The following is a 20,973-nucleotide window of genomic DNA, read 5'->3' on the forward strand; positions in this document are numbered from 1 at the left end:
TGGGCAAGCCTGTGACTTTCTCTGCCTCGCAGGGAGAGGCCGGCGGGCAGAGGGAGGGTTCCCTCCTTCGCGATATTTATTCTCCCACGAAATCAGGTGGTTGGCGGGAAACCGCCGCACAGCAAGTCTGACGCAAGATTGGCTCCGTAGGTTCGCCTCGAACAAGGATGGAGCTTGTCATGCAACCGATACAACTGTTTGAACTGGCAACGAAACAGGCCGAATGGCTCGCCGTCCGCCAGAGCGTGGTTGCAGGCAACATCGCCAACGCCAACACCCCCGGGTTCAAGGCGAAGGACGTGACCCCCTTCCAGTCGGTGCTCGAGACGACGGGCATTCGCATGGCGGCGACGCAGCCCGGCCACTTCACCGAAACCGAAATGGCCAGCCGCGTCATCGAGACGAAGCCCACCGAGGAGATCGGCGTGCAGGAGTCCGGCAACACCGTCGGCCTTGCCGAGGAACTCATGAAAGAGGGCCAGGTCAAGCGTGAGTTCGAGTTGAATGCCGGCCTCGTCAAGGCCTTTCATCGCATGATGCTGATGACAGTAAAAAGGTAAGAAATGGATCCGCTCGTAGCTTCCCTGAAAGTCGCAGCCTCGGGACTCGAGGCGCAGTCCACCCGTATCCGCATCGTTTCGGAGAACCTCGCCAACGCCCGTTCGACGGGCGATACGCCCGGCGCCGATCCCTTCCGCCGCAAGACCGTGACCTTCGCCGCCGAGCTCGACCGCGCGACCAACGCCTCGCTCGTCGAAGTCTCGCGCCTCGGCTTTGACGAGACCGACTTCTCCAGCGAATACGATCCGGGCAACCCGGCGGCCGACGAGAAGGGCTACGTCAAGATGCCGAATGTCAACGTCATCGTCGAGATGGCCGACATGCGTGAAGCCAACCGCTCTTACGAGGCGAACCTCCAGAGCATCAAGCAGTCGCGCGACCTGATCAGCGCGACGATCGACCTCCTGAGGGCCTCGCAATGATCGAAAGCGTAAAGAGCATCAATTCCCTCCTGTCCGGCAACGCCGCGACCGGCGTCGAGATGGGGAGTTCCGGCAGCGTTTCCGCTGCGGCCGCGCAGGGAACGGGCACCCAGATGTCCTTCGCCCAGGTGATGGGCGACATGGCCGGCGAGATGGCGAACACGCTGAAGCTCGGCGAGACCAAATCCTTCGAAGCCATCCAGGGCAAGGCCTCGACCCGCGAAGTGGTCGACGCCGTAATGAACGCCGAGCAGACGCTGCAGACCGCCATCGCCATCCGCGACAAGGTCGTCACCGCCTATCTCGAAGTCGCAAGAATGCAGATCTGAGGACCGGACATGAAAGCCCTTGCCATCGCCGCGACCGGCATGAACGCGCAGCAGACCAATCTCGAAGTGATCGCGAACAACATCGCGAACATCAACACGACGGGCTTCAAGCGCGCCCGCGCCGAGTTCTCCGACCTGCTCTACCAGACCGAGCGCGCCGCCGGCGTGCCGAACCGCGCCAACCAGGCGGTCGTGCCGGAAGGCGCGATCATCGGCCTCGGCGTGAAGACCGCCGCCGTGCGCAACCTGCACCTCCAGGGCGGGCTCGTGTCCACCGGCAACTCCTTCGACCTCGCGCTGATCGGCCGCGGCTGGTTCCAGATCGAGGCGCCGGACGGCTCCACGCTCTATACCCGCGCCGGCGCCTTCAACACCAATGCCGACGGTCAGCTCGTCACGCTCGACGGCTACACGGTCGTCCCCGGCATCACGGTGCCGCAGGACGCGACGGAAGTGAACGTCACCAAGTCCGGCCAGGTCTTCGCGACCGTCGCCGGCCAGCAGCAGGATCTCGGTCAGATCACGCTGGCGAATTTCGTCAACGAAGCCGGCCTCGAGCCGCTCGGCGAGAACCTCTTCCGTGAAACCGCCGCCTCCGGCCCGGCCACGGTCGGCGCGCCGGACGAAGCGGGCTTCGCCTATATCCAGCAGAACTACCTCGAAGCGTCCAACGTCGATCCGGTCAAGGAAATCACCGACCTGATCTCCGCCCAGCGCGCCTACGAAATGAACTCCAAGATCATCCAGGCAGCGGACGAAATGGCGGCGGTGGTCAGCAAGAACCTGAGATAGCAACCGGACATGCGGGGAACATGATGTTTCGCCTGATAGCAGCTCTTCGTACGGGAAAGACCCTTTCGGCCCTCCGGCGCGCGGCCCTTGCCGCGCCGGCGGTGCTGCTCGGCCTTCTCGTCGCCGATGCGGCCCTTGCCGATACGCGCACGGCCGTCGTGCCCAAGCGCATCATCTACCCCGGCGAGGAACTGGATGCAGGCCAGCTCGAAGAGGTCGAGGTCACCAATCCGAACATCGTCAACGGCTTTGCGGAAACCATCGCGGCCGTCAACGGAATGGTGACGAGGCGCACGCTGCTGCCCGGCCGGGTCATCCTCACCTCGGCGCTGCGCGAGCCTTTCGCGGTTTCCCGCGGCACCACCGTCCAGCTCGTCTTCGAAAGCCGTTCGATGGTGCTGCGCGCTGCCGGCACGCCGCTGCAGGATGCGGCCGTCGGCGAACTCATCCGGGTCCGCAACAAGGATTCCGGGGTCATCGTTTCCGGCACCGTCATGGCGGACGGGACCGTACATGTGGTGGCGAAATGATGCAGTCCTTCCTTTCCCGCGCGGTCGTCTTTCTCGCCTGCTTCCTGCTGGCGACGGGTCCGGCCCTGCCGGCCGCCCGCATCAAGGACGTCGCCTCGCTGCAGGCCGGCCGCGAGAACCAGCTCATCGGCTACGGCCTTGTCGTCGGCCTCCAGGGCACGGGCGACAGCATGCGCTCCTCGCCCTTCACCGAGCAGTCGGTCCGCGCCATGCTGCAGAATCTCGGCATCTCGATGGTCGGCACGCAGACGCGCGCCAAGAACATCGCGGCCGTGCTCGTCACCGCCAACCTTCCACCCTTCGCCAGCCCCGGCAGCCGTATCGACGTGACCGTCGGCTCGCTCGGCGACGCCACCTCGCTGCGCGGCGGCACGCTGGTCATGACCTCGCTTTCCGGCGCGGACGGCCAGATCTACGCGGTCGCGCAGGGCTCGATCGTCGTCACCGGCATCAATGCCAGCGGCGATGCCGCGAGCGTCCAGCAGGGCGTGACGACCGCCGGCCGCGTGCCGAACGGCGCTATCATCGAGCGCGAGCTGCCCTCGCGCTTCAAGGATGCGTCCGACCTCGTCCTCCAGCTGCGCAATCCGGACTTCTCGACCGCCGTCGGCATGGCGGACGCGATCAACCGCTATGCGGCCGCCCAATACGGCTCGCCGATCGCCGAATCGCGCGATTCCCAGTCCGTCTACGTCTCCAAGCCGAAGATGGCGGACCTCGCCCGTCTGATGGCCGATATCGAGAACCTCGTCATCGAGACGGACGCGCCGGCGCGCGTCGTGATCAACGAGCGCACGGGCACGATCGTCATCGGCCAGGACGTGCGCATCTCGCCCGTCGCCGTCAGCTACGGCTCGCTGACCGTGCAGGTCAACGAGATGCCGCAGGTGATCCAGCCCGAGCCCTTCTCCAAGGGCGTGACGGCGGTCCAGCCGAGCACGGACATCCTCGTCCAGCAGGAAGGCGGCAACGTCGCCATGCTCGACGGCTCCAGCCTGCGTTCGCTGGTCTCGGGTCTCAACAGCATCGGCGTGAAGCCGGATGGCATCATCTCCATCCTGCAGAGCATCAAGACGGCCGGTGCCCTCCAGGCGGAACTGGTGCTGCAATGAGAACAGGCATGACCCTTTCCACGATCGCCCGCAGGCTCGCGCTCCCCGTCGCCGGCTTCGTCATGATGGCCATTCCCGGTGCCTTCGCCGAGGATCGCCCCGTCATCACGACGACCAATGCAAGCGCCGACGAGATCCGCGAGTTCTGCACCAATATCGCGGACGCGGCGCGCGACCAGCGCTATCTCCTCCAGAAGCAGGAACTGGAAAACCTGCAGAAGGACGTCGACGAGCGCATCAAGACGCTGGAAGCCCGCCGCGCCGAATACGAGGACTGGCTGAAACGCCGCAACGATTTCCTGAAGACCGCCGAGGGCGGCCTCGTCGAGATCTACAAGAAGATGAAACCGGACGCGGCCGCCGCCCAGCTCGCCGAGCTCGATCCGGAAATCGCCTCCGCCATCGTCATGAAGCTGGCGCCGCGCCAGTCGAGCACGATCCTCGGAGAAATGCCGGCCGACAAGGCCGCGGCGCTGACCCGCATCCTCACTGCGGCCAGCGATCCGAATACGTCAAAGGACCCGTCATGAAGAAGACCGCCTTCGCACTCTCCGTGGCGCTGGCCCTGTCGGGCTGCTCCAGCCAGGCGATCAACGAGATCGGCAAGGCCCCGGCGATGAGCCCCATCGGCAGCGGCCTCAACTATGCCGAGACGCCGCAGATGGCGGCCTATCCGAAGCAGCCGCGCACGGCGGTTTCCGGCTATTCGATCTGGAGCGACCAGCAATCGGCGCTCTTCAAGGATTCCCGCGCCTTCAAGGTCGGCGACATCCTGACGGTCAACATCCGCGTCAACGACAAGGCGACGTTCGACAACAAAACCGACCGCTCGCGCACCAACAAGAGCGGCATCAATTTCGGCCTCAGCGGCTCGACCGCCGACAGCAGCGTCGATGCCAAGGGCGACCTGGCCTTCGGGTCCTCGACCAGCACCAAGGGCGACGGCTCGACGGAGCGTTCGGAGAAGCTGAACCTGCTCGTCGCGGCGGTCGTCACCGGCGTCATCGAGAACGGCAACCTGCTCATCAGCGGCTCGCAGGAAGTGCGCGTCAATCATGAGCTGCGCATCCTCAATGTGGCCGGCATCGTGCGGCCGCAGGATGTCGACGCCAACAACATGATCGCCTACGAGCGCATCGCGGAAGCGCGCATCTCCTACGGCGGCCGCGGCCGCCTGACCGAAGTGCAGCAGCCGCCATGGGGTCAGCAGGCCATCGACCTGTTCTCGCCGATCTGACGATCTCGGCATCCTCGCAACACGGGAAGAAGACAATGGCGGACGAAGAAGAGGGCGGGAAGAAGAAGCCGTCGCTCGTCATCACCATCGCGGCCATCGCCGTCCTGACGCTGCTTGCCGCCGGCGGCGGCTGGTTCGTCGGCAACATGCTCGCCCCGCCCCCGGCCGAAAAGCCGGTCGAGGAGGCGAAGGCCGCGGCACCCGCCGGCGGCGAGCACGGCGCCGCGGGAGAGAAGGGGCAGGAACTCGCCCATATCTCCACCGAGGCCAACGGTATCGTGCTGCTCGATCCGATCACCAGCAATCTCGCCTATCCGTCCGACAATCGCGTTCGCCTCGAGGTCGCGCTGATGTTCAAGGGGGCGCCGGACGTCAAGCTGGCCGAGGAAATCCACCAGGACATCATGGCCTATATGCGCACGGTCTCGCTCCAGCAGGTGCAGGGCCCGCGCGGCTTTCAATATCTCAGGGAAGACCTTGAGGAGCGGGTTGACCTCAGGTCGGAAGGGCGCGTAACCAACGTCATGTTCCGGACCTTTGTGATCGAATGATTCGAGCCCTTCTGACCTTCGTCGCCATGATGGCGATGACCGGTATGGCCTACGCCCAGCAGCAGCTGCAGCTGCCGGGCGGCCTTCTCAACGCACCCGTCGATGGCTCGGTCGCCGGCTGGATCATCCGCACCTTCGGGCTGCTGACGGTCCTTTCCGTCGCGCCCGGCATCCTGATCATGGTGACGAGCTTTCCGCGCTTCGTCATCGCCTTCTCCATTCTTCGCTCCGGCATGGGGCTTTCCACCACGCCGTCGAACATGATCCTCGTGTCGCTGGCGCTCTTCATGACCTTCTACGTCATGGCGCCGACCTTCGACCGGGCCTGGCAGAACGGCGTCCAGCCGCTGATGGCCAACCAGATCGACGAGGCCGAGGCCACCAAGCGGATCGCCGAGCCCTTCCGCGACTTCATGGTCGCCAATACCCGCGACAAGGATATCGAGCTCTTCATTTCGCTCGCCGAGGAGCGCGGGCAGAAGGTCGTCGAGAACAATGTCGCGGACCTGCGCGTTGTCATTCCGGCCTTCATGATCTCGGAAATCCGCCGCGGCTTCGAGATCGGCTTCCTCGTCGTTCTGCCCTTCCTCGTCATCGACCTGATCGTCGCCACCATCACCATGGCCATGGGCATGATGATGCTGCCGCCGACCTCGATATCGCTGCCCTTCAAGATCCTGTTCTTCGTGCTCATCGACGGCTGGAATCTCCTCGTCGGCAGTCTCGTGCGCTCGTTCAACTGAACGCCGGCCGGGAAGACGCGCGTGCGCGTTTTTCCCGAAGCGGCGCGCGCTGAATATCTCTTTAACCATAGCGTTTTACCCCCCGTTCACCCTGTTCTCCGACCTCTCGGATGCGACCTTCCGATTTAAGAAGTTGGCAAGGATTGGCTGCGAGTTTTGGCTCAACACGACGGGTTTGGTATCCCTTCACACGCTGAAGAAACCGAGTTGGCATGATGCCGAACCGCCGTAACCGGTAAGTAATCAGTCCGGTATGTCCCCATCAGTATTTCGTTCAAAGGGACAACTAGAATGTCGAGCATTCTCACCAACGCGTCTGCAATGTCCGCCCTGCAGACCCTGCGCTCCATCAACAACGGCATGGAAACCACGCAGGACCGCATTTCCACGGGCATGCGCGTCGGCGCAGCCAAGGACAACGCCGCCTACTGGTCCATCGCGACCACCATGCGTTCGGACAACGCCGCCCTTTCCGCCGTGCAGGACGCAATGGGCCTCGGCGCGGCAAAGGTTGACGTTGCCTACGGCGGCGTCGAAGCTGCCATCGACGTGGTAAAGGAAATCAAGGCCAAGCTCGTCACCGCCACCGAACAGGGCGTCGACAAGGCGAAGGTCCAGGAAGAAATCACGCAGCTTCAGGATCAGCTCAAGAGCATCGGCGCCAGCGCGACGTTCAACGGCGAAAATTGGCTCGCCGGCGGCGCCAGCGACGCCACGGTCGTCACCGGCTTCGTTCGCTCCAGCGATGGCACGGTCAAGGTCACGACGGCATCCTACGATGCAAGCACCAACTCGCTCTTCGGCGCCTATAACGCCACCACGGGTGAAGTCGACGCGAGCTCGGGCATCCTCAAGGACGTTCTGGCAATCGACCTCAGCGGCACCGGCGCAGATGTGGCCACTTTCCTCGATAACGTCGAAACGGCTCTGACGAGCATGCAGACGGTCGGCTCGACCCTCGGCTCGCTCTCCAAGCGCATCAGCCTGCAGGAAGACTTCGCCCAGAAGCTTTCCGACGCCATCGACAAGGGCGTAGGCCGCCTCGTCGACGCCGACATGAACGAGGAATCGACCCGCCTGAAGGCGCTGCAGACCCAGCAGCAGCTCGCCATCCAGTCGCTGTCGATCGCGAATTCCAACTCGCAGAACATCCTCTCGCTGTTCCGTTAATCGACGGATGGAGGAGGGCGCGGAGGCTGACCCGCGCCTGCCTCGACAAAGGCCGCTCCCGGCAACGGGGGCGGCTTTTTGCATTTTTATTTCCCGGGAAAGATTTCCTTAACTTTATTGCGGTTTTCTTAGGCCATCGAAACGGTGGGTTAACCAAGAAACTTAACCGGTTAGCAGGCATGATGCTGACCACCGTCGCCCGGCGAACCCGGAATGTCCCTTTCTCAGTCAGCCATTCAAGGGGCACCTATACTATGACGAGCATTCTGACCAACGTTGCGGCAATGTCCGCTCTCCAGACGCTGCGCTCTATCGGCAACGACATGGAAACCACGCAGGCCCGCGTTTCCTCCGGCATGCGCGTCGGCGAAGCCAAGGACAATGCAGCCTACTGGGCCATTGCCACGACCATGCGCTCCGACAACCTCGCCCTTTCCGCCGTGCAGGACGCCCTCGGCCTCGGCGCTGCGAAGATCGACACGGCCTATGCCGGCATGAACGCGGCCATCGACGTCGTGAAGGAAATCAAGGCCAAGGTCACCGCCGCCACCGAGCAGGGCGTCGACAAGGCCAAGGTCCAGGAAGAAATCACCCAGCTGCAGCAGCAGCTTGTCTCGATCGCCTCCGGCGCGTCCTTCAACGGCCAGAACTGGCTCGTCTATGACAGCACGGACACGGGCGCCGACAACGTCGCCGACAAGACCATTGTTTCGGGCTTCATCCGCGACGCCAGCGGCACGGTCAAGGTCAACACCACGACCTACACCCTGGACGAACTTGCCACCGACGGCCAGAACGTCCTGTTCGGCTCGGTCGACACGGACGATCACAAGAACAGCGCAGGCGGCATTCTCGGCACCGCAGGCGATGACATCGACGCAACGGGCAACACCTACACGATTTCCGACAGCGTCGTGACCCTGGACATCACCAACTTCTCCGACAGCGACATGGCCGAGGCCCTGAACCTGACGGAAGCCGCGATCCAACTGATGACGAAGGCCGCTTCGCAGCTCGGTTCGATCTCCATGCGCATCGACCTGCAGGTCGATTTCGCCAACAAGCTGACCGACGCCATCGACTCGGGCGTAGGCCGCCTTGTCGACGCCGACATGAACGAGGAATCGACCCGCCTCAAGGCACTGCAGACCCAGCAGCAGCTCGGCATCCAGTCGCTCTCGATCGCCAACTCCTCGGCAGAAGGCATTCTCCAGCTCTTCCGTTAATCGCAAGCCGCAAGGCAGATATGGAAAGGCCCCGGTTTACCGGGGCCTTTTCGCATGTCAGAGCGGCGATTTGAGAAAGGCCGGCATCGCTGTCCCTGCCGCCCGCCGCTCCATGAAAAGCCGTGCCGTATCCAGTGCCTCGCGGATCGTCACGTCCATGTCGAGATAGCGATAGGTACCGAGCCGCCCGACGAAGGTGACGCCTTCCTCCCGTTCCGCCAGCCGCACATAGTCGGCAAGCTGCGCCTTCTCCTTCACGAGGCGCACCGGATAGTAGGGAATGTCGCCGGGTTCGCAGGTCCGTGAGAATTCACGGTAGCAGACCGAGCCTTCATGCTCCTCCCAGGGCGAGAAATGCTTGTGCTCGGTGATCCGCGTATAGGGCACGGAAAGATCGCCGTAGTTCATCACCGCGCAGCCCTGGTAGTCGCCGTCATGGGTGAAGCGCTCGAAATCGAGCGTCCGGTAGCCGAGCCGCCCGAGGTCATTGTCGAAATAGCCGTCGAGCGGGCCGGAATGGAAGACATGCGCGAAGCCGTCTCGCGCGTTCCGGCGGAAATCCGTTTCGAGCCTCACCGCGATGTTCGGATGGTCGAGGATACGTTCGACCATCGCGGTATAGCCGTGCTCCGGCATGCCCTGGTACCGGTGGAAGAAATAGTTGTCCTCGTAGTTGAAGCGAACCGGCAGGCGCTTCAGGATCGAGGCGGGCAGCTCGGCCGGAGCGCAGCCCCACTGCTTCTGCGTGTAGCCCTTGAAGAACGCCTCGTAGAGGTCGCGGCCGACGAAGCGGAGGGCCTGCTCCTCGAAGGTCTGCGGATCGGCGATGGTGCGGTCCGCCAGAGCGTCGATGAAGGCGCGGGCTTCGTCCGGCCGGAAGCACTTGCCGAAGAACTGGTTGATCGTGTGCAGGTTGACGGGAAGCGCATAGACCTGCCCGCCGCTCGTCGTCTTCACGCGGTTCTTGTAGGGCAGGAAGGTCGCAAAGCCGTTCACATAGGCCCAGACCTCCGCATCATCCGTATGGAAGATGTGCGGGCCGTAGACATGCACCATCACGCCCGTCGCCGCATCCCGCTCCGTGTGGCAGTTGCCGGCGACATGGGCGCGCGAATCGACGATCTCGACGCGCCAGCCCTCCTGCGCGAGCGCGCGCCCGATCACCGCGCCGGAAAGTCCGGCGCCGACGATGAGGATGCGCTCTCCTTCCTTCATGGAGCGGCAGGCCAGAGGCGGGCGTCCGGGGCAAGCGGCGCGAAGTCGTCGAGGACGATGAGCTCTTCCCGGTAGCGCGCGCGATAGGCCGTGTCGTCCTCGAATTCGATGCCGCGCGCCGCGAGCGTCGCGCCGATCTCGTAATAGACGTCGAGATTGCGAAGATCCGGTACGGGCGTCTCGCCGCGCTCCGCCTCGCCCTGCATCTGCCAGAAGAGTTCTTCCAGTCGGCGGGCAAGGCCCGGCATGTCGCGCAAGGCGCAGGTCTCGCGCTGCTGCGCGAGCGATTCGCGCACGGCGGCAAGGCGATCCGGGCTTTCCGCAAGGGCGATGGCCATGCGCACATAGTCGTCCGGATCGCCGCAGACGAGCTCGGGAATGCCGGCCGCCGTCACGATGCTGGCGCAGAAGCGCGACGCGAAGCTCTTGCCGGCGATCGTCAGCACGGGAAGCCCCTGCGTGATGGCGTCGGCCGCCGTCGAGTGGGCGCCGTAGGGGAAGGTATCGAGGAAAAGATCGGCAAGGCCGATCCGCGCAAGATGATCGGGGTTCTGTGCCTTGCCCGCGAAGATGAGACGTTCCTTCGCGACGCCCGCCTCCTCGGCCAGCCGGCGCAGGCGCTCATTGGCGCTCTCGTCGCCGGAAAGCAGCCAGAGCACGCTGCCCGGCGTCGCGGTCAGGATGGCCATCCAGCGGGCAAAGCACGGTGCGGTGATCTTCTGCATGCCGTTGAAGCTGGCGAAGACGAAGGCGTCGTCGGGCAGGCCCGCGTCTGCGCGGGCCGGGCGCTCGCTGACGGCCCGCTTGCGGTCCACCGGCTGGTTGCAGGCGATGCGCAGCACCTTCTCCGTATAATAAAGTTCGTTTTCCGGCGGCACGATCACGTCGTCGGCGATCATGTACTGATGGTAGGGGCTCGCCATCGTGCCGGGATAGCCGCAGAAATTCACGATGACCGGGGCAGGGCGGTAGGCGAAGATCTTCGTGCGGGCATGCTTCGTGTAGCCGTTGACGTCGATGAGCACGTCGATCCCGTCCGCGGCGATCTTTCGGGCGGCCTCGATGTCGCTGAGCGCGGCGATGTCGCGCCAGTGATCGACGGCCTGCCTGATGCGCGCCTGCGTCGGATCGATCGGCGCGGGGTCGCCGCAATAATAGGCGAAGATCTCGACGGACGCCTTGTCGTGCAGTTCGAGGACCTCGCTGAGCGCAAAGCCCACGGCATGCTGGCGCAGGTCCGAGGAGACGTAGCCGACCCGCAGGCGCTCGCCGGTGCCGGTCTCGCGCCGCACCGCCTTGCGCTCGAAGGCGCTGAGGTCGTCGGGCCGACCGATGGTCTGGCGGCAATAGCGGTGGGCCTTGGCCATCTGGAACAGGGGATCGTCCGCATAGCAGGCGATCGACATGGCGGACATGGCATCCATGAAATGGCGTGGCGCGACATGCAGTGACGGCACGACGACGGGCCACTTGCACTGATGCATCCGCAGGGAGATCCAGTGCTGCGCGGCCTCCGTGCGGGACGGCTGCAGTTCCATGGCCTGCCAGAGCGCGGCTTCCGCCTCTTCGAGATGGCCGGCGCCTTCCAGGACGCGGCCGATATGCTGGAGGCTGAGCAGCCGGTTGCTGATCCGGTCGGGGTTCACCTCCGCCGTCGCATCGACGAAAGTGCGCCACTGCTGCACGGCCTGGCCGGTGAGCCCGCAATCCTCCAGCGTCCGGCCCAGGTTGATATGCGCCTGCCCGAAAAGCGGCTCGATCCGGATCGCCGCCCGCAGCGCATGGAGCGTCGCGGCGACGTCGCCCGCCTTGGAAAGCGAGACGGCATAGTTGAAATAGGCAAGGTGCAGCAGCGGGTTGGCGTCGTTGAAGGCGATCCACGTCTTGTAGAGCTCGATCGCAGCCGCCGTCTGTCCTGCTGCGGAAAGAACCTCCGCCGTCTGGAACAGCTCCGCCAGCGAAAGCTGCTGCGTGCGTGCGCGCAGCAGGAGCTGGAGGAGGGGGGCGTTCGGATCCGGGGCGGTGGAAAGGCTGGCGGTCATGGATATCCTGCGGCAAGGGGCCGTCTGGCCGGGGGCATTACACAAATCTCGGCGAAGTCTACCCTATAGCGCGGCAGACTTGTCCAAGGCTGTCGTATCCGCGGAGGGCCACGCCTGCAAATTCTGGCCATGAAAAATTCAGGCTTTCTCCATCTGTCTTACCGGTTTCTTAACGCTATTAACCATTTGTTAACCATTGCCCATTAACCAGTCGTTAAGAACGACGGACCGGCGCCCAGGGCAAACGAGCGGCGCCGGCAGCATGAAGCCCTCGGTCGTTACCGGTCCCCGCCTCACTCCGGCATGTCCCGACGAACTCCTTTTCAGGGCAAGTGCCAATGACCAGCATTTTGACCAACTCCGCCGCCATGGCGGCGCTGCAGACGCTCCGTTCCATCGATAACAGCCTCGAGACGACGCAGGCGCGCGTTTCCTCCGGCCTGCGGGTCGAGACCGCGGCCGACAACGCGGCCTATTGGTCGATCGCGACCACGATGCGCTCCGACAACCGCGCGATCTCGACGGTCGCCGACGCGCTCGGCCTCGGCGCCGCCAAGGTGGACACGGCCTATACCTCGCTGGAAAGCGTCATCGAGGTGATGAGCGAGATCAAGGCGAAGCTCGTGGCCGCCCGCGAGCCGGGCGTCGACAAGAGCAAGATCAACGAAGAAATCAAGGAGCTGAAGAACCAGCTCGTCTCCGCCGCGCAATCGGCGTCCTTCTCGGGGGAGAACTGGCTCTACAATACCGGTTCCGACGCCCTCGGCGTGAAGTCCGTCGTCGCCTCCTTCGTTCGCACCGCGGGCGGGAACGTGAAGGTCGCCACGCTCGATTTCGACACAGAGAACTCCGTTCTCGTCGATGAGGGCGATGCCAGCCGCGGCTATCTGACCAAATCCATCGATGCCGACGCGTTGAGCGAAAGCCCGGCCGGCACCGCGCGTGAATACTATCTGATCGACATGGGCTCGCCCGGTGCCGGTTCTCCCATAGAGATCGACACGAACACGAGCTACGACGATCTGGACGACATGATCAGCGTCACGGACTACATCATCAAGGACCTGACGAACGCTGCCTCGACGCTCGGCGCCATCACCAAGCGCATCAACATGCAGGAAAGCTTCGTCGCCACGCTCGGCGACGTGATCGACAAGGGCATCGGCCGCCTGGTGGATGCCGACATGAACGAGGAATCGACCCGCCTCAAGGCGCTGCAGACCCAGCAGCAGCTCGGCATCCAGTCGCTCTCGATCGCCAATTCGAGCGCCGAGAACATCCTCCAGCTCTTCCGCCAGTAAGGGCTTCGGGGACCTCTATCCGCCCGGCCGCAGGTCATCGGCCGAGGCGGGCGGTTGGGCCGCGCTATTTGCCCTGGCGCGGCCCAACACCTTCATCTTCATCCTCGCACAAGTTTGGCCTTCTAGGTTCGGCGGCACGATCAGGAAGATTGTGCGCCTTTCACCTCCCGGAAGGCGCTTTGTCCGGGGAGACAGGTCAGCGGTGTTGTCAGGTAAAAGCGTCTTTGCGAATGAACGTCGAAGCGGCCCGCGGCCTTGCCGCCGGGCCTTCTCTGCATTCATCCGGCACGCAACGGGGCCGGAGGGCGCGCGATGAGCGTTCACCTTGCCCGCTACCTCAAGGATTTCGGCGCGCCCCCGCGCATGAAGCCGCCCGTATTCCCCTCCGCGCGCTTTGCGCCGGAAGCCGAAAGCGCCGAGGCGCAGGCCTTCACGATGGCGCCGGCCCTGCCCGAGGTCGATGTCGAGGCGGAGCGCGCGGAAGCCTTCGCCGAAGGTCGCGCCGCAGCGGAGGCTGAGCTGCAGGCGAAGCACGAGGCGGACATGGCCGCGCTCAAGGAAGCGCACCGCGCCGAGATCGAGGCTCTGGCGATGCGCTACGAGCAGGATTATGCGGCGGCGCTCGCCGAGCGGTTCGCCACGCTGACGGGCGAGGTCGCCGACCTCGTCGCCGCGCAGGCGGCCCAGGTGCTGGCGCCTGTGATGAGCCAGGTGCTGACGAAGGGCGCGATCTCGGATCTTGCCCGCCTCGTCGCCGAGGGCCTCAAGGAAGGCGAGGGCATGACGATCACGGTGAAGGGGCCGCTGGACCTCTTCGAGCAGTTGAAGTCGCATTTCGAGGAGCCAGCGCCGGTCTTCCGGCATGTCGAGATGCAGGATGTCGATCTGACGGTGGAGTTCGGCGACGCCGTCCTGGTAACGCGGATGGCGGCCTGGGCTGACACCGTGCGCAAGGTGCTTGCATGAGCGAAGGCGAAAATCACCACCACGGCAAGAACGAGATCATCATCGTCAAGCGTCATGGCGATCACGACGGCGACCACCATGCGGCCGCCTGGAAGATCGCCTATGCCGACTTCATGACGGCGATGATGGCCTTCTTCCTCGTGATGTGGCTCGTCAATGCCGCGAACGAGGAAACGAAGGCCTCGGTCGCCTCCTATTTCAACCCGATCAAGCTGACCGACGACAAGCCGGCGGAAAAATCCGTCAAGAAGCCCGCCAACAGCAAGGACGGCGAGGCGACGCAGGACAAGTCGAAGGAAGAGGGCCAGCAACAGGCGAGCGGCAACGGCGCGGAAAAAGGCCGCGACGAGAACACGACCGCCGGCGAGGAAACGAAATATTCCGAGGCCGATTTCTTCAGCAATCCCTATTCCGTCCTGTCCGAGATCGCGCAGGAAGTCGGCCAGCAGGCCAATGTCAGCGCCAAGGGCGAGGGTGGCGCGGCCAATTCCGGCCCCGCCACCGGCGCCGACGGCGGCGAAGCCTACCGTGACCCGTTCGATCCCGATTTCTGGACGCAGCAGGTCGAAATCTCGCAGGCGACGAGCGCCGGCAGCGAGAGCAAGGCCAAGGATGCCAAAGCCAAGGATATCAAGGAAGGCCAGCAGCAGATGGCCGCGGTGGACACCGACCGCACGGTAGAGGAAGCGCTCGCCAAGGCCGACGCCGATGCGGCGGCACAGCAGGCGCAGGACGCGAAGGCCGAGGCCGGGAAGGCTGCCGCTGAAGAGATGCAGGCCAAGGCCGAGGCCGAAAAGGTCGAGGACCAGAAGAAGGCGGACGAGCTGAAGCAGCAGATTTCCAGGGAGATCGGCACGCTCGGCAAGCTTGCCGAAGGCCTCAGCGTCACCCCCTCCGAAGGCGGCCTTCTCGTCAGCCTGACCGACCAGCTCGATACGCCCATGTTCAATATCGGCTCGGCCGTTCCGCGGCAGGAGATGGTGCTGGCCATGGAGAAGATCGGCAAGATTCTCGAAGGTCGGGCCGGGGCGATCGCCGTTCGCGGCCATACCGACGGCCGTCCCTTTGCCGGTGGCAAGAACGACAACTGGCGCCTTTCGATGGACCGCGCGCAGAGCGCCTATTACATGCTGGTGCGCGGAGGGCTGGAGGAAAAGCGCGTGAGCCAGGTGTCCGGCTTCGCAGACCGCCGCCTCAAGGTGCCGGATGATCCGATGGCGGACGCCAACCGCCGCATCGAAATCCTCATCCAGGCCGAGGGTGGCTGATACGATGGGCTTCCTCCGGCGCATTCTTCTGACGGGAACGGTGTTCGGCGCGGCGCTCGCCGCGGCCGCGCCCGTGCGCGCCGACAGTCCGGACGATCTTGCGCCCTACAAGATGATCCGCTCGCTGCAATATGTGCAGGATACGGTGGTGCTGGGCGACCATTCCGCCATGGAGATGCAGCGCTTCCTGCTCGGCACCATCGACGAGCGGCTCCGCACGGCCGATTCCGCGATCTTCGACGATCCACGCAATGTCGACGCCGCGCTCGTCTATGCCATGAGCGGCGGCAATCCCGACACGCTGGAGCTGCTGATCCGCAAGGATATTGCCGGCCATTTCGATTCCCGCCTGACGGACGCGCTGCGCAGCTATCTCGGCGGCCGGGGCAGCCAGAGCGTCAAGTCGCTCGCGGAGATATTCCCGGAATACAAGCGCTCGCGGGTCGGGCCCTATCTGGCGCTCGTCTCGGCCAATTCGGTCATCCGCAAGGATCCGAAGCTGGCGCTCAGCTATTTCGACTGGGCGCGCCTCGTCGCGCCCGGCACGATCGTCGAGGAGGCGGCGCTGCGCCGCTCCATCTACATCGCCAGCGAAGCCGGCTGGACCGACAAGAGCATGGCCTATGCCAACCGCTATGCCCGCCGCTTCCTGCGCTCGCCCTATGCCAGCCAGTTCGCCGACCTTTTCGTGAAGCTCGCCGTCGATCATTTCGATGCGCTCAGGCAGGAGGACATTCTCGAGGTCCTGTCCTTCATGGATGTGCCCCGCCAGCGCGAGGTCTATCTGCGCATGGCGCGGCTGGCGGCGATCTCGGGCAAGAACAAGCTGGCCTCGCTTGCCGCCGAGCGCGCCCAGGCCCTGACGGGCGACGGCGAAAGCGTACCGAAGGTGCTGGCGGACCTCTATTCGGGCCTCGCCTCGGTGCCGTCGGGCGATGTCGCCTCGGCGATGGAATCCATCGTGGCGATCCCCGACGACAAGCTCTCCGCCAAGGATCAGGCGCTGAAGGCCGCCGCCAGGGCGGTCGCCGAAGAGGTGCTGCGCCTGCCGGAGGGCGAGGGCGCGCAAACGGTCGCGAAGGAAGACAGCGTGCCCGCCGAGGCCGATAACGCTTCCTATAAGGGGCTGAGCGAGGCGGAAGCGGCGGACCGGTCGATGGACCCCCAGGCGGGCGGCGAGGAAAAGCCGGTCGCGGCGGCAAGGCCGGAAAAGGAAACGACAGGGCAGCAGGAAAAGGCGGGCATCGACCCGGCATTCGACAATTTCGTGTCGACCGGCCGGTCCAAGCTCGACGAGATCGACGCGCTCTTGAAGGGAGAAGGCAGTTGAGCACCATTGCTAGCGGAGTTTTGGGCATCGCGCAGGGCCAGGCGCCGGCCAAGGGCAAGGCCGCCGGTTCCTCCGAGAACGGTGATTTCGAAAAGACGATCGCCAGCCTCCATGCCAAGGACGGCGAGAGCGGCCACAAGGGCGGCCGCACCTCGATCTCCGGCCATGGCGGAAAGGAAGGCGAGGCGATGAACGGCACGCGGGTGCATGCCGCGCATGGCGACATCTCCGCGCTCGCCGATGCGCTTGAGAAGGCGGGCGGCAAGGCCGGCAAGGCTGGTGACGGGAAGGTTCCGCACGCCGAGAGCACCGGTCGTACGGGCAGGAAAGGCCATGCCGAGACGGCCGAGGGTGTCGATGCCGACGCGGAGAAGGTTGCCGTGACCGTCGCCGAAAGCGGCGGGGAGGCGGCAGCCGCGAAGACGGATGTCGGCAACCTCCTCGAACTGCTGAACGCGGCAAACACCGCTTCCCACACGGCCGCGGGCCATGGCGCGGCGAAGGCCGCCGCCACGGATGGCAGCAAGGCGCAGGCCGGCGGCAAGGTCGCGGGCAAGGCGGACCTCGTGTCGGACCGTGCGGGTTCGGCTGGGGAAGCCTCCGAGCTTGCCGGCGCCGAGGGCGGCGAGGTGCCGCAATCTGATACGGACAAGCTCTTCCGCCTGATCCGCGCCGACGGCAAGGGCCGTGGCCTCGACATGAGCCTTTCGGGCGCCGGCGATCGCGCGACCTTCAAGGATGCCGATATCAATGCCGCGCGGGGCGAGACGGTGACGGTGGTCGATGCGCGCCGCTATATCGGCCTCGCGCAGACCGGCAATGCCGCCGCCGTGACGGGCGCGATCACGCAGGACCCCGAATGGGCGGCCTCGCTGAGCGCCACCGGCGGCCTTGCGCCTTCGGAAGCGGCGGCGACCGGCAAGGTCGTCAACACGCTGAAGATCCAGATGCATCCGATCGAGCTCGGCCTCGTGACGGCGACGCTGCGCCTCCATGGCGAGGAGCTCGTCGTCTCGCTGCAGGTGGAGACGGGCGAGGCCTATCGCCAGCTCCTCGACGACAAGGACACGATCGTGCGGGCGCTGCGCGGCCAGGGCTTCGCCGTCGACCAGGTCAGCGTCCAGCTCGCGCCGGCCGACCGCGGCGCCGGCACGCAGCAGGGCGACAGCCAGGGCCAGCAGGCGCAGCAGCAGCAATTCTCCAGCCAGCCGCAGGCCCGCGAAGGCGGCGGCGGCCGTGAGCACGGCGGCGAGCGCGCAGGCTCGTTCGGACAGGAAGGAACGTCTCATGAGGGCAACATCGCGGAAGCCGCTTCTGGCCTTGCTGGCGGGCAGTCTGTGCGCTCTGGCGGCGTCTATCTCTGACGCCGCCGCGTCGACGGGCTCCTGCGAACGGGAAATCCTCGCCGCCGCCGCCAAGTACGACATCCCGGCCGGCATCCTCTATTCCGTCGGTCTCACGGAGACCGGGCGGAAGGGATCCCTCCAGCCCTTCGCCCTCAATATCGAGGGCAAGGCCTATTTCGGCGCGAGCCGGGAAGAGGCGCTGCGCACCTTCGAGGCGGCGCGCGCCCGCGGCGCCAGGCTGATCGACCTCGGCTGCATGCAGATCAACCACCACTTCCACGGCGAGCATTTCGCCTCGGCGGCGGAAATGTTTGACCCGCACAAGAACGTGGAATATGCAGCCGCCTTCCTCGCGCGCCTGCATGCCCGGCACGAGACCTGGACCATGGCCGTCGCGCGCTACCATGCCGGCCCGAACAACGACCCCGCGCAGAAGCGTTATGTCTGCCGGGTGATCGCGAACCTGGTTGCAACCGGCTATGGAAGCTGGACACCGAATGCGAAAGCGTTCTGCCAGTAATTCAATCAAAAATAGAAAATTCAGCCTGTGCCACAATGTGGCAGGAATGCGCCCTGTTTTAGAACGACAAGGCTGGGCCGTTAACCTTTGTTAACTTTTCCACGAAAAATTTGTGCCGTACATGGGTGGAGCTACTAGATGTAGATCAAATCGGCACGCAATCCTTAATCAACTGTTAAAATCTGCCAATTAGTTCCTCTAGTTGCCGGTGATTCGCCCGATTCGTACCACTGCCTGAACGAGGCACCACACTGATTCGGAGGCGGACGAATGATCGTAGTGGTTGATGAGCGCGAGCTCGTTAAAGACGGCTATACTTCTCTTTTCGGGCGCGAGGGCGTGCCCTCGACGGGGTTCGATCCCCGCGAATTCGGCGAGTGGGTGAACACCGCCGCCGATTCGGACATCGACGCGGTCGAGGCGTTCCTGATCGGCCAGGGCCAGCTCTCCATGGAGCTGCCGCGCGCGATCCGTGACCGGTCGCAGGCGCCGGTCATCGCGGTCAGCGATACGCCTTCCCTTGAAACCACGCTCGCCCTCTTCGACAGCGGCGTCGACGACGTGGTGCGCAAGCCGGTTCACCCCCGGGAAATCCTGGCCCGTGCGGCGGCCATCCGGCGTCGCCTGAAGGCGCTTGCCAATCATACCGACATCGGCCCGATCCGCGTCTTCTCGGACGGCCGCGACCCGGAAATCTCCGGCGATGTCTTCCCCCTGCCGCGCCGCGAGCGCCGCATTCTGGAATATTTGGTCGCCAATCGCGGCCGCCGGCTTTCCAAGACCCAGATCTTCAACGCGATCTACGGGATCTTCGACGAGGACGTCGAGGAGAACGTCGTCGAAAGCCATATCAGCAAGCTGCGCAAGAAGCTGCGCAAGAAGCTCGGTTTCGATCCGATCGATTCCAAGCGCTTCCTTGGCTACTGCATCGACTGGCAGAGCTGAAACGAACCGCCGGCTGACGGGGAAGGCGGACCCCGGCAGCCAGCTTCACGCAAGGCCCGTCCCATAGGGTCGCGGTGACGAGATGAACGGGGAAACCACATGAGCCTCTACGGTACGATGAGAACGGGTGTTTCCGGCATGAACGCGCAGGCCAATCGCCTGAGCACGGTTGCCGACAACATCGCCAACGCGAACACGACGGGCTACAAGAAAGCCTCGACCCAGTTCTCTTCCCTGATCCTGCCCACCACCGGCGGCGCCTACAATTCGGGCGGCGTGACCACGGACGTGCGCTATTCGATCTCCGCGCAGGGCACCTTCACCTACACGACCTCGGCGACGGACCTTGCCATCAACGGCAAGGGCTTCTTCATCGTCACCGGTTCGGACGGCGTGGAATACCTGACGCGCGCCGGTGCCTTCACCGTCATGGACGACGGCACGCTGCGCAATTCGGCCGGTTTCACCCTGATGGGCTACGAATATTCCTCGACCGAGGATCCGACCATCGTCATCAACGGCTTTGCCGGCCTCTCCGAGATCAATCTCGCTTCGGGCGATCTCAGCGTGAAGGCGTCGGAAAGCGGCTATCTCAACGTGAACCTGCCGGCGAACGAAGAGGACGGCTATTCCAAGGCCACCTCGCTCGTCGCCTATGACAGCCTCGGCAACACGCGCAAGCTCGACTTCACCTACACGAAAGTGGGCGTGACGGCGGGCCCGCCGCCGACGACGCAGTGGGATCTGCGGGTCAGCTACACCGATCCGGAAACCGGCACCGAAACGGAACTTCTCGCACCGACGACGCTGACCTTCGGCTCGGACGGCAAGCTCCAGACGCCGGAAAGCATCACCACGGACGCCATGACCATCGGCGGCGCGGAACTCAACGCCCTCGAGATCTCCATCGGCGGCAACGCCAAGGGCACGACGCAGCTTGCCGCTGCCTTCGCCGCCAGCGGCGACATCGACGGCATCGGCCCGAGCGGCGTTTCCGGCTACGAGATCAGCGACGACGGCATCGTCTATCTCAAGTACGAGAACGGCGACATGGCGCCGAAGTATCGTATCGCCATGGCGAACGTGCAGAGCCCGGACAATCTCAAGCCGCTTCCCGGCAACGTCTATTCGCAGAGCAGCGATTCGGGCGTCATCGTCATGGGCTATGCCGGCAATGGCGGCTTCGGCACCATCCTTTCCGGCGCGCTGGAGGATTCCAACGTCGATATCGGTGAAGAGCTGACGGCCATGATCGAGTCGCAGCGAAACTACACGGCGAACTCCAAGGTCTTCCAGACCGGTTCGGAACTGATGGAAGTCCTCGTCAACCTCAAGAGATAAGCCGGTCCGGCCCGCACGCGTTCGAG

The 20,973-nt window shown here is 64.5% G+C and carries 22 protein-coding genes; 20 read left to right on the forward strand and 2 right to left on the reverse strand.

Annotated elements, in window-relative coordinates:
* Positions 1 to 179: 179 nt before the first annotated feature.
* The 12 genes from flgB (at position 180) to ACZ48C_RS02375 (ending at position 8,673) form a co-directional block, all read left to right on the forward strand.
* Complete coding sequence (flgB, locus tag ACZ48C_RS02320) at positions 180 to 560, forward strand: flagellar basal body rod protein FlgB (protein ID WP_119257777.1); 381 nt, start codon at positions 180 to 182, stop codon at positions 558 to 560.
* A 3-nt stretch (positions 561 to 563) separates the two neighbouring features.
* Positions 564 to 983 (forward strand): flagellar basal body rod protein FlgC, encoded by a 420-nt coding sequence (flgC, locus tag ACZ48C_RS02325; protein WP_119257676.1) that lies wholly within the window; start codon positions 564 to 566, stop codon positions 981 to 983.
* Entirely contained in the window at positions 980 to 1,312 is a 333-nt protein-coding gene (locus ACZ48C_RS02330; protein ID WP_464782069.1) for a flagellar hook-basal body complex protein FliE, read from the forward strand. The genes flgC and ACZ48C_RS02330 overlap by 4 nt, the downstream gene beginning before the upstream one ends.
* 9 nt (positions 1,313 to 1,321) lie before the next feature.
* Positions 1,322 to 2,104, forward strand: a complete 783-nt coding sequence (gene flgG, locus ACZ48C_RS02335; RefSeq protein WP_119257678.1) for a flagellar basal-body rod protein FlgG — start codon at positions 1,322 to 1,324, stop codon at positions 2,102 to 2,104.
* Positions 2,105 to 2,124: 20 nt separating this feature from the next.
* On the forward strand, positions 2,125 to 2,634 hold the full coding sequence (flgA, locus tag ACZ48C_RS02340; protein WP_119257679.1) for a flagellar basal body P-ring formation chaperone FlgA: 510 nt from the start codon (positions 2,125 to 2,127) through the stop codon (positions 2,632 to 2,634).
* The gene (locus ACZ48C_RS02345; RefSeq protein ID WP_162911447.1) at positions 2,634 to 3,746 is read left to right on the forward strand and encodes a flagellar basal body P-ring protein FlgI; all 1,113 of its coding nucleotides are present in this window, start codon (positions 2,634 to 2,636) and stop codon (positions 3,744 to 3,746) included. Before flgA ends, ACZ48C_RS02345 begins: the two co-directional genes overlap by 1 nt.
* Entirely contained in the window at positions 3,743 to 4,276 is a 534-nt protein-coding gene (locus ACZ48C_RS02350) for a MotE family protein (protein ID WP_119257681.1), read from the forward strand. Before ACZ48C_RS02345 ends, ACZ48C_RS02350 begins: the two co-directional genes overlap by 4 nt.
* Positions 4,273 to 4,983, forward strand: coding sequence for a flagellar basal body L-ring protein FlgH (flgH, locus tag ACZ48C_RS02355; RefSeq protein WP_119257682.1), 711 nt, complete (start codon positions 4,273 to 4,275; stop codon positions 4,981 to 4,983). The genes ACZ48C_RS02350 and flgH overlap by 4 nt, the downstream gene beginning before the upstream one ends.
* Positions 4,984 to 5,018: 35 nt before the next feature.
* A complete protein-coding gene (locus ACZ48C_RS02360) occupies positions 5,019 to 5,534 on the forward strand; it encodes a flagellar basal body-associated FliL family protein (RefSeq protein WP_119257683.1) in 516 nt (171 codons plus the stop codon).
* Positions 5,531 to 6,277 (forward strand): flagellar type III secretion system pore protein FliP, encoded by a 747-nt coding sequence (gene fliP, locus ACZ48C_RS02365; RefSeq protein WP_119257684.1) that lies wholly within the window; start codon positions 5,531 to 5,533, stop codon positions 6,275 to 6,277. Before ACZ48C_RS02360 ends, fliP begins: the two co-directional genes overlap by 4 nt.
* 291 nt (positions 6,278 to 6,568) lie before the next feature.
* Positions 6,569 to 7,447, forward strand: coding sequence for a flagellin N-terminal helical domain-containing protein (locus ACZ48C_RS02370; protein WP_464782070.1), 879 nt, complete (start codon positions 6,569 to 6,571; stop codon positions 7,445 to 7,447).
* Positions 7,448 to 7,701: 254 nt separating this feature from the next.
* A complete protein-coding gene (locus tag ACZ48C_RS02375; RefSeq protein WP_464782071.1) occupies positions 7,702 to 8,673 on the forward strand; it encodes a flagellin N-terminal helical domain-containing protein in 972 nt (323 codons plus the stop codon).
* A 57-nt stretch (positions 8,674 to 8,730) separates the two neighbouring features.
* Here the strand turns inward: ACZ48C_RS02375 and ACZ48C_RS02380 are convergent, their stop codons facing one another.
* The gene (locus ACZ48C_RS02380; RefSeq protein WP_464782072.1) at positions 8,731 to 9,888 is read right to left on the reverse strand and encodes a UDP-galactopyranose/dTDP-fucopyranose mutase family protein; all 1,158 of its coding nucleotides are present in this window, start codon (positions 9,886 to 9,888) and stop codon (positions 8,731 to 8,733) included.
* A complete protein-coding gene (locus ACZ48C_RS02385) occupies positions 9,885 to 11,930 on the reverse strand; it encodes an O-linked N-acetylglucosamine transferase, SPINDLY family protein (RefSeq protein ID WP_464782073.1) in 2,046 nt (681 codons plus the stop codon). Before ACZ48C_RS02385 ends, ACZ48C_RS02380 begins: the two co-directional genes overlap by 4 nt.
* A 338-nt stretch (positions 11,931 to 12,268) precedes the next feature.
* Here ACZ48C_RS02385 and ACZ48C_RS02390 point away from each other — a divergent pair, with 338 nt between their 5' ends.
* The 8 genes from ACZ48C_RS02390 (at position 12,269) to ACZ48C_RS02425 (ending at position 20,947) form a co-directional block, all read left to right on the forward strand.
* On the forward strand, positions 12,269 to 13,231 hold the full coding sequence (locus ACZ48C_RS02390; RefSeq protein ID WP_119257689.1) for a flagellin N-terminal helical domain-containing protein: 963 nt from the start codon (positions 12,269 to 12,271) through the stop codon (positions 13,229 to 13,231).
* 312 nt (positions 13,232 to 13,543) lie between these two features.
* Positions 13,544 to 14,197 carry a hypothetical protein gene (locus tag ACZ48C_RS02395; RefSeq protein ID WP_318910952.1) on the forward strand — a complete coding sequence of 218 codons (654 nt, stop codon included), beginning with the start codon at positions 13,544 to 13,546 and terminating at the stop codon, positions 14,195 to 14,197.
* The gene (locus tag ACZ48C_RS02400) at positions 14,194 to 15,465 is read left to right on the forward strand and encodes a MotB family protein (protein ID WP_464782074.1); all 1,272 of its coding nucleotides are present in this window, start codon (positions 14,194 to 14,196) and stop codon (positions 15,463 to 15,465) included. The genes ACZ48C_RS02395 and ACZ48C_RS02400 overlap by 4 nt, the downstream gene beginning before the upstream one ends.
* Positions 15,466 to 15,469: 4 nt before the next feature.
* Entirely contained in the window at positions 15,470 to 16,795 is a 1,326-nt protein-coding gene (motC, locus tag ACZ48C_RS02405) for a chemotaxis protein MotC (RefSeq protein WP_464782764.1), read from the forward strand.
* Positions 16,792 to 18,159 (forward strand): flagellar hook-length control protein FliK, encoded by a 1,368-nt coding sequence (gene fliK / locus ACZ48C_RS02410; RefSeq protein WP_464782075.1) that lies wholly within the window; start codon positions 16,792 to 16,794, stop codon positions 18,157 to 18,159. Before motC ends, fliK begins: the two co-directional genes overlap by 4 nt.
* A complete protein-coding gene (locus ACZ48C_RS02415) occupies positions 18,083 to 18,661 on the forward strand; it encodes a transglycosylase SLT domain-containing protein (RefSeq protein WP_119257694.1) in 579 nt (192 codons plus the stop codon). Before fliK ends, ACZ48C_RS02415 begins: the two co-directional genes overlap by 77 nt.
* 270 nt (positions 18,662 to 18,931) lie before the next feature.
* The gene (gene rem / locus ACZ48C_RS02420; RefSeq protein WP_119257695.1) at positions 18,932 to 19,606 is read left to right on the forward strand and encodes a transcriptional activator Rem; all 675 of its coding nucleotides are present in this window, start codon (positions 18,932 to 18,934) and stop codon (positions 19,604 to 19,606) included.
* A gap of 99 nt (positions 19,607 to 19,705) precedes the next feature.
* Positions 19,706 to 20,947, forward strand: coding sequence for a flagellar hook protein FlgE (locus ACZ48C_RS02425; protein ID WP_119257696.1), 1,242 nt, complete (start codon positions 19,706 to 19,708; stop codon positions 20,945 to 20,947).
* The last annotated feature ends 26 nt before the right edge of the window (positions 20,948 to 20,973 follow it).

The sequence above is a fragment of the Shinella sp. 1A1 genome, assembly GCF_055379515.1.

Bases quoted from the DNA above. Each gene is read 5' to 3' on its own strand.
- flgB (WP_119257777.1), top strand. From the start codon at position 180: ATGCAACCGATACAACTGTTTGAACTGGCAACGAAACAGGCCGAATGG.
- flgC (WP_119257676.1), top strand. From the start codon at position 564: ATGGATCCGCTCGTAGCTTCCCTGAAAGTCGCAGCCTCGGGACTCGAG.
- ACZ48C_RS02330 (WP_464782069.1), top strand. From the start codon at position 980: ATGATCGAAAGCGTAAAGAGCATCAATTCCCTCCTGTCCGGCAACGCC.
- flgG (WP_119257678.1), top strand. From the start codon at position 1,322: ATGAAAGCCCTTGCCATCGCCGCGACCGGCATGAACGCGCAGCAGACC.
- flgA (WP_119257679.1), top strand. From the start codon at position 2,125: ATGATGTTTCGCCTGATAGCAGCTCTTCGTACGGGAAAGACCCTTTCG.
- ACZ48C_RS02345 (WP_162911447.1), top strand. From the start codon at position 2,634: ATGCAGTCCTTCCTTTCCCGCGCGGTCGTCTTTCTCGCCTGCTTCCTG.
- ACZ48C_RS02350 (WP_119257681.1), top strand. From the start codon at position 3,743: ATGAGAACAGGCATGACCCTTTCCACGATCGCCCGCAGGCTCGCGCTC.
- flgH (WP_119257682.1), top strand. From the start codon at position 4,273: ATGAAGAAGACCGCCTTCGCACTCTCCGTGGCGCTGGCCCTGTCGGGC.
- ACZ48C_RS02360 (WP_119257683.1), top strand. From the start codon at position 5,019: ATGGCGGACGAAGAAGAGGGCGGGAAGAAGAAGCCGTCGCTCGTCATC.
- fliP (WP_119257684.1), top strand. From the start codon at position 5,531: ATGATTCGAGCCCTTCTGACCTTCGTCGCCATGATGGCGATGACCGGT.
- ACZ48C_RS02370 (WP_464782070.1), top strand. From the start codon at position 6,569: ATGTCGAGCATTCTCACCAACGCGTCTGCAATGTCCGCCCTGCAGACC.
- ACZ48C_RS02375 (WP_464782071.1), top strand. From the start codon at position 7,702: ATGACGAGCATTCTGACCAACGTTGCGGCAATGTCCGCTCTCCAGACG.
- ACZ48C_RS02380 (WP_464782072.1), bottom strand. From the start codon at position 9,888: ATGAAGGAAGGAGAGCGCATCCTCATCGTCGGCGCCGGACTTTCCGGC.
- ACZ48C_RS02385 (WP_464782073.1), bottom strand. From the start codon at position 11,930: ATGACCGCCAGCCTTTCCACCGCCCCGGATCCGAACGCCCCCCTCCTC.
- ACZ48C_RS02390 (WP_119257689.1), top strand. From the start codon at position 12,269: ATGACCAGCATTTTGACCAACTCCGCCGCCATGGCGGCGCTGCAGACG.
- ACZ48C_RS02395 (WP_318910952.1), top strand. From the start codon at position 13,544: ATGAGCGTTCACCTTGCCCGCTACCTCAAGGATTTCGGCGCGCCCCCG.
- ACZ48C_RS02400 (WP_464782074.1), top strand. From the start codon at position 14,194: ATGAGCGAAGGCGAAAATCACCACCACGGCAAGAACGAGATCATCATC.
- motC (WP_464782764.1), top strand. From the start codon at position 15,470: ATGGGCTTCCTCCGGCGCATTCTTCTGACGGGAACGGTGTTCGGCGCG.
- ACZ48C_RS02415 (WP_119257694.1), top strand. From the start codon at position 18,083: ATGAGGGCAACATCGCGGAAGCCGCTTCTGGCCTTGCTGGCGGGCAGT.
- rem (WP_119257695.1), top strand. From the start codon at position 18,932: ATGATCGTAGTGGTTGATGAGCGCGAGCTCGTTAAAGACGGCTATACT.
- ACZ48C_RS02425 (WP_119257696.1), top strand. From the start codon at position 19,706: ATGAGCCTCTACGGTACGATGAGAACGGGTGTTTCCGGCATGAACGCG.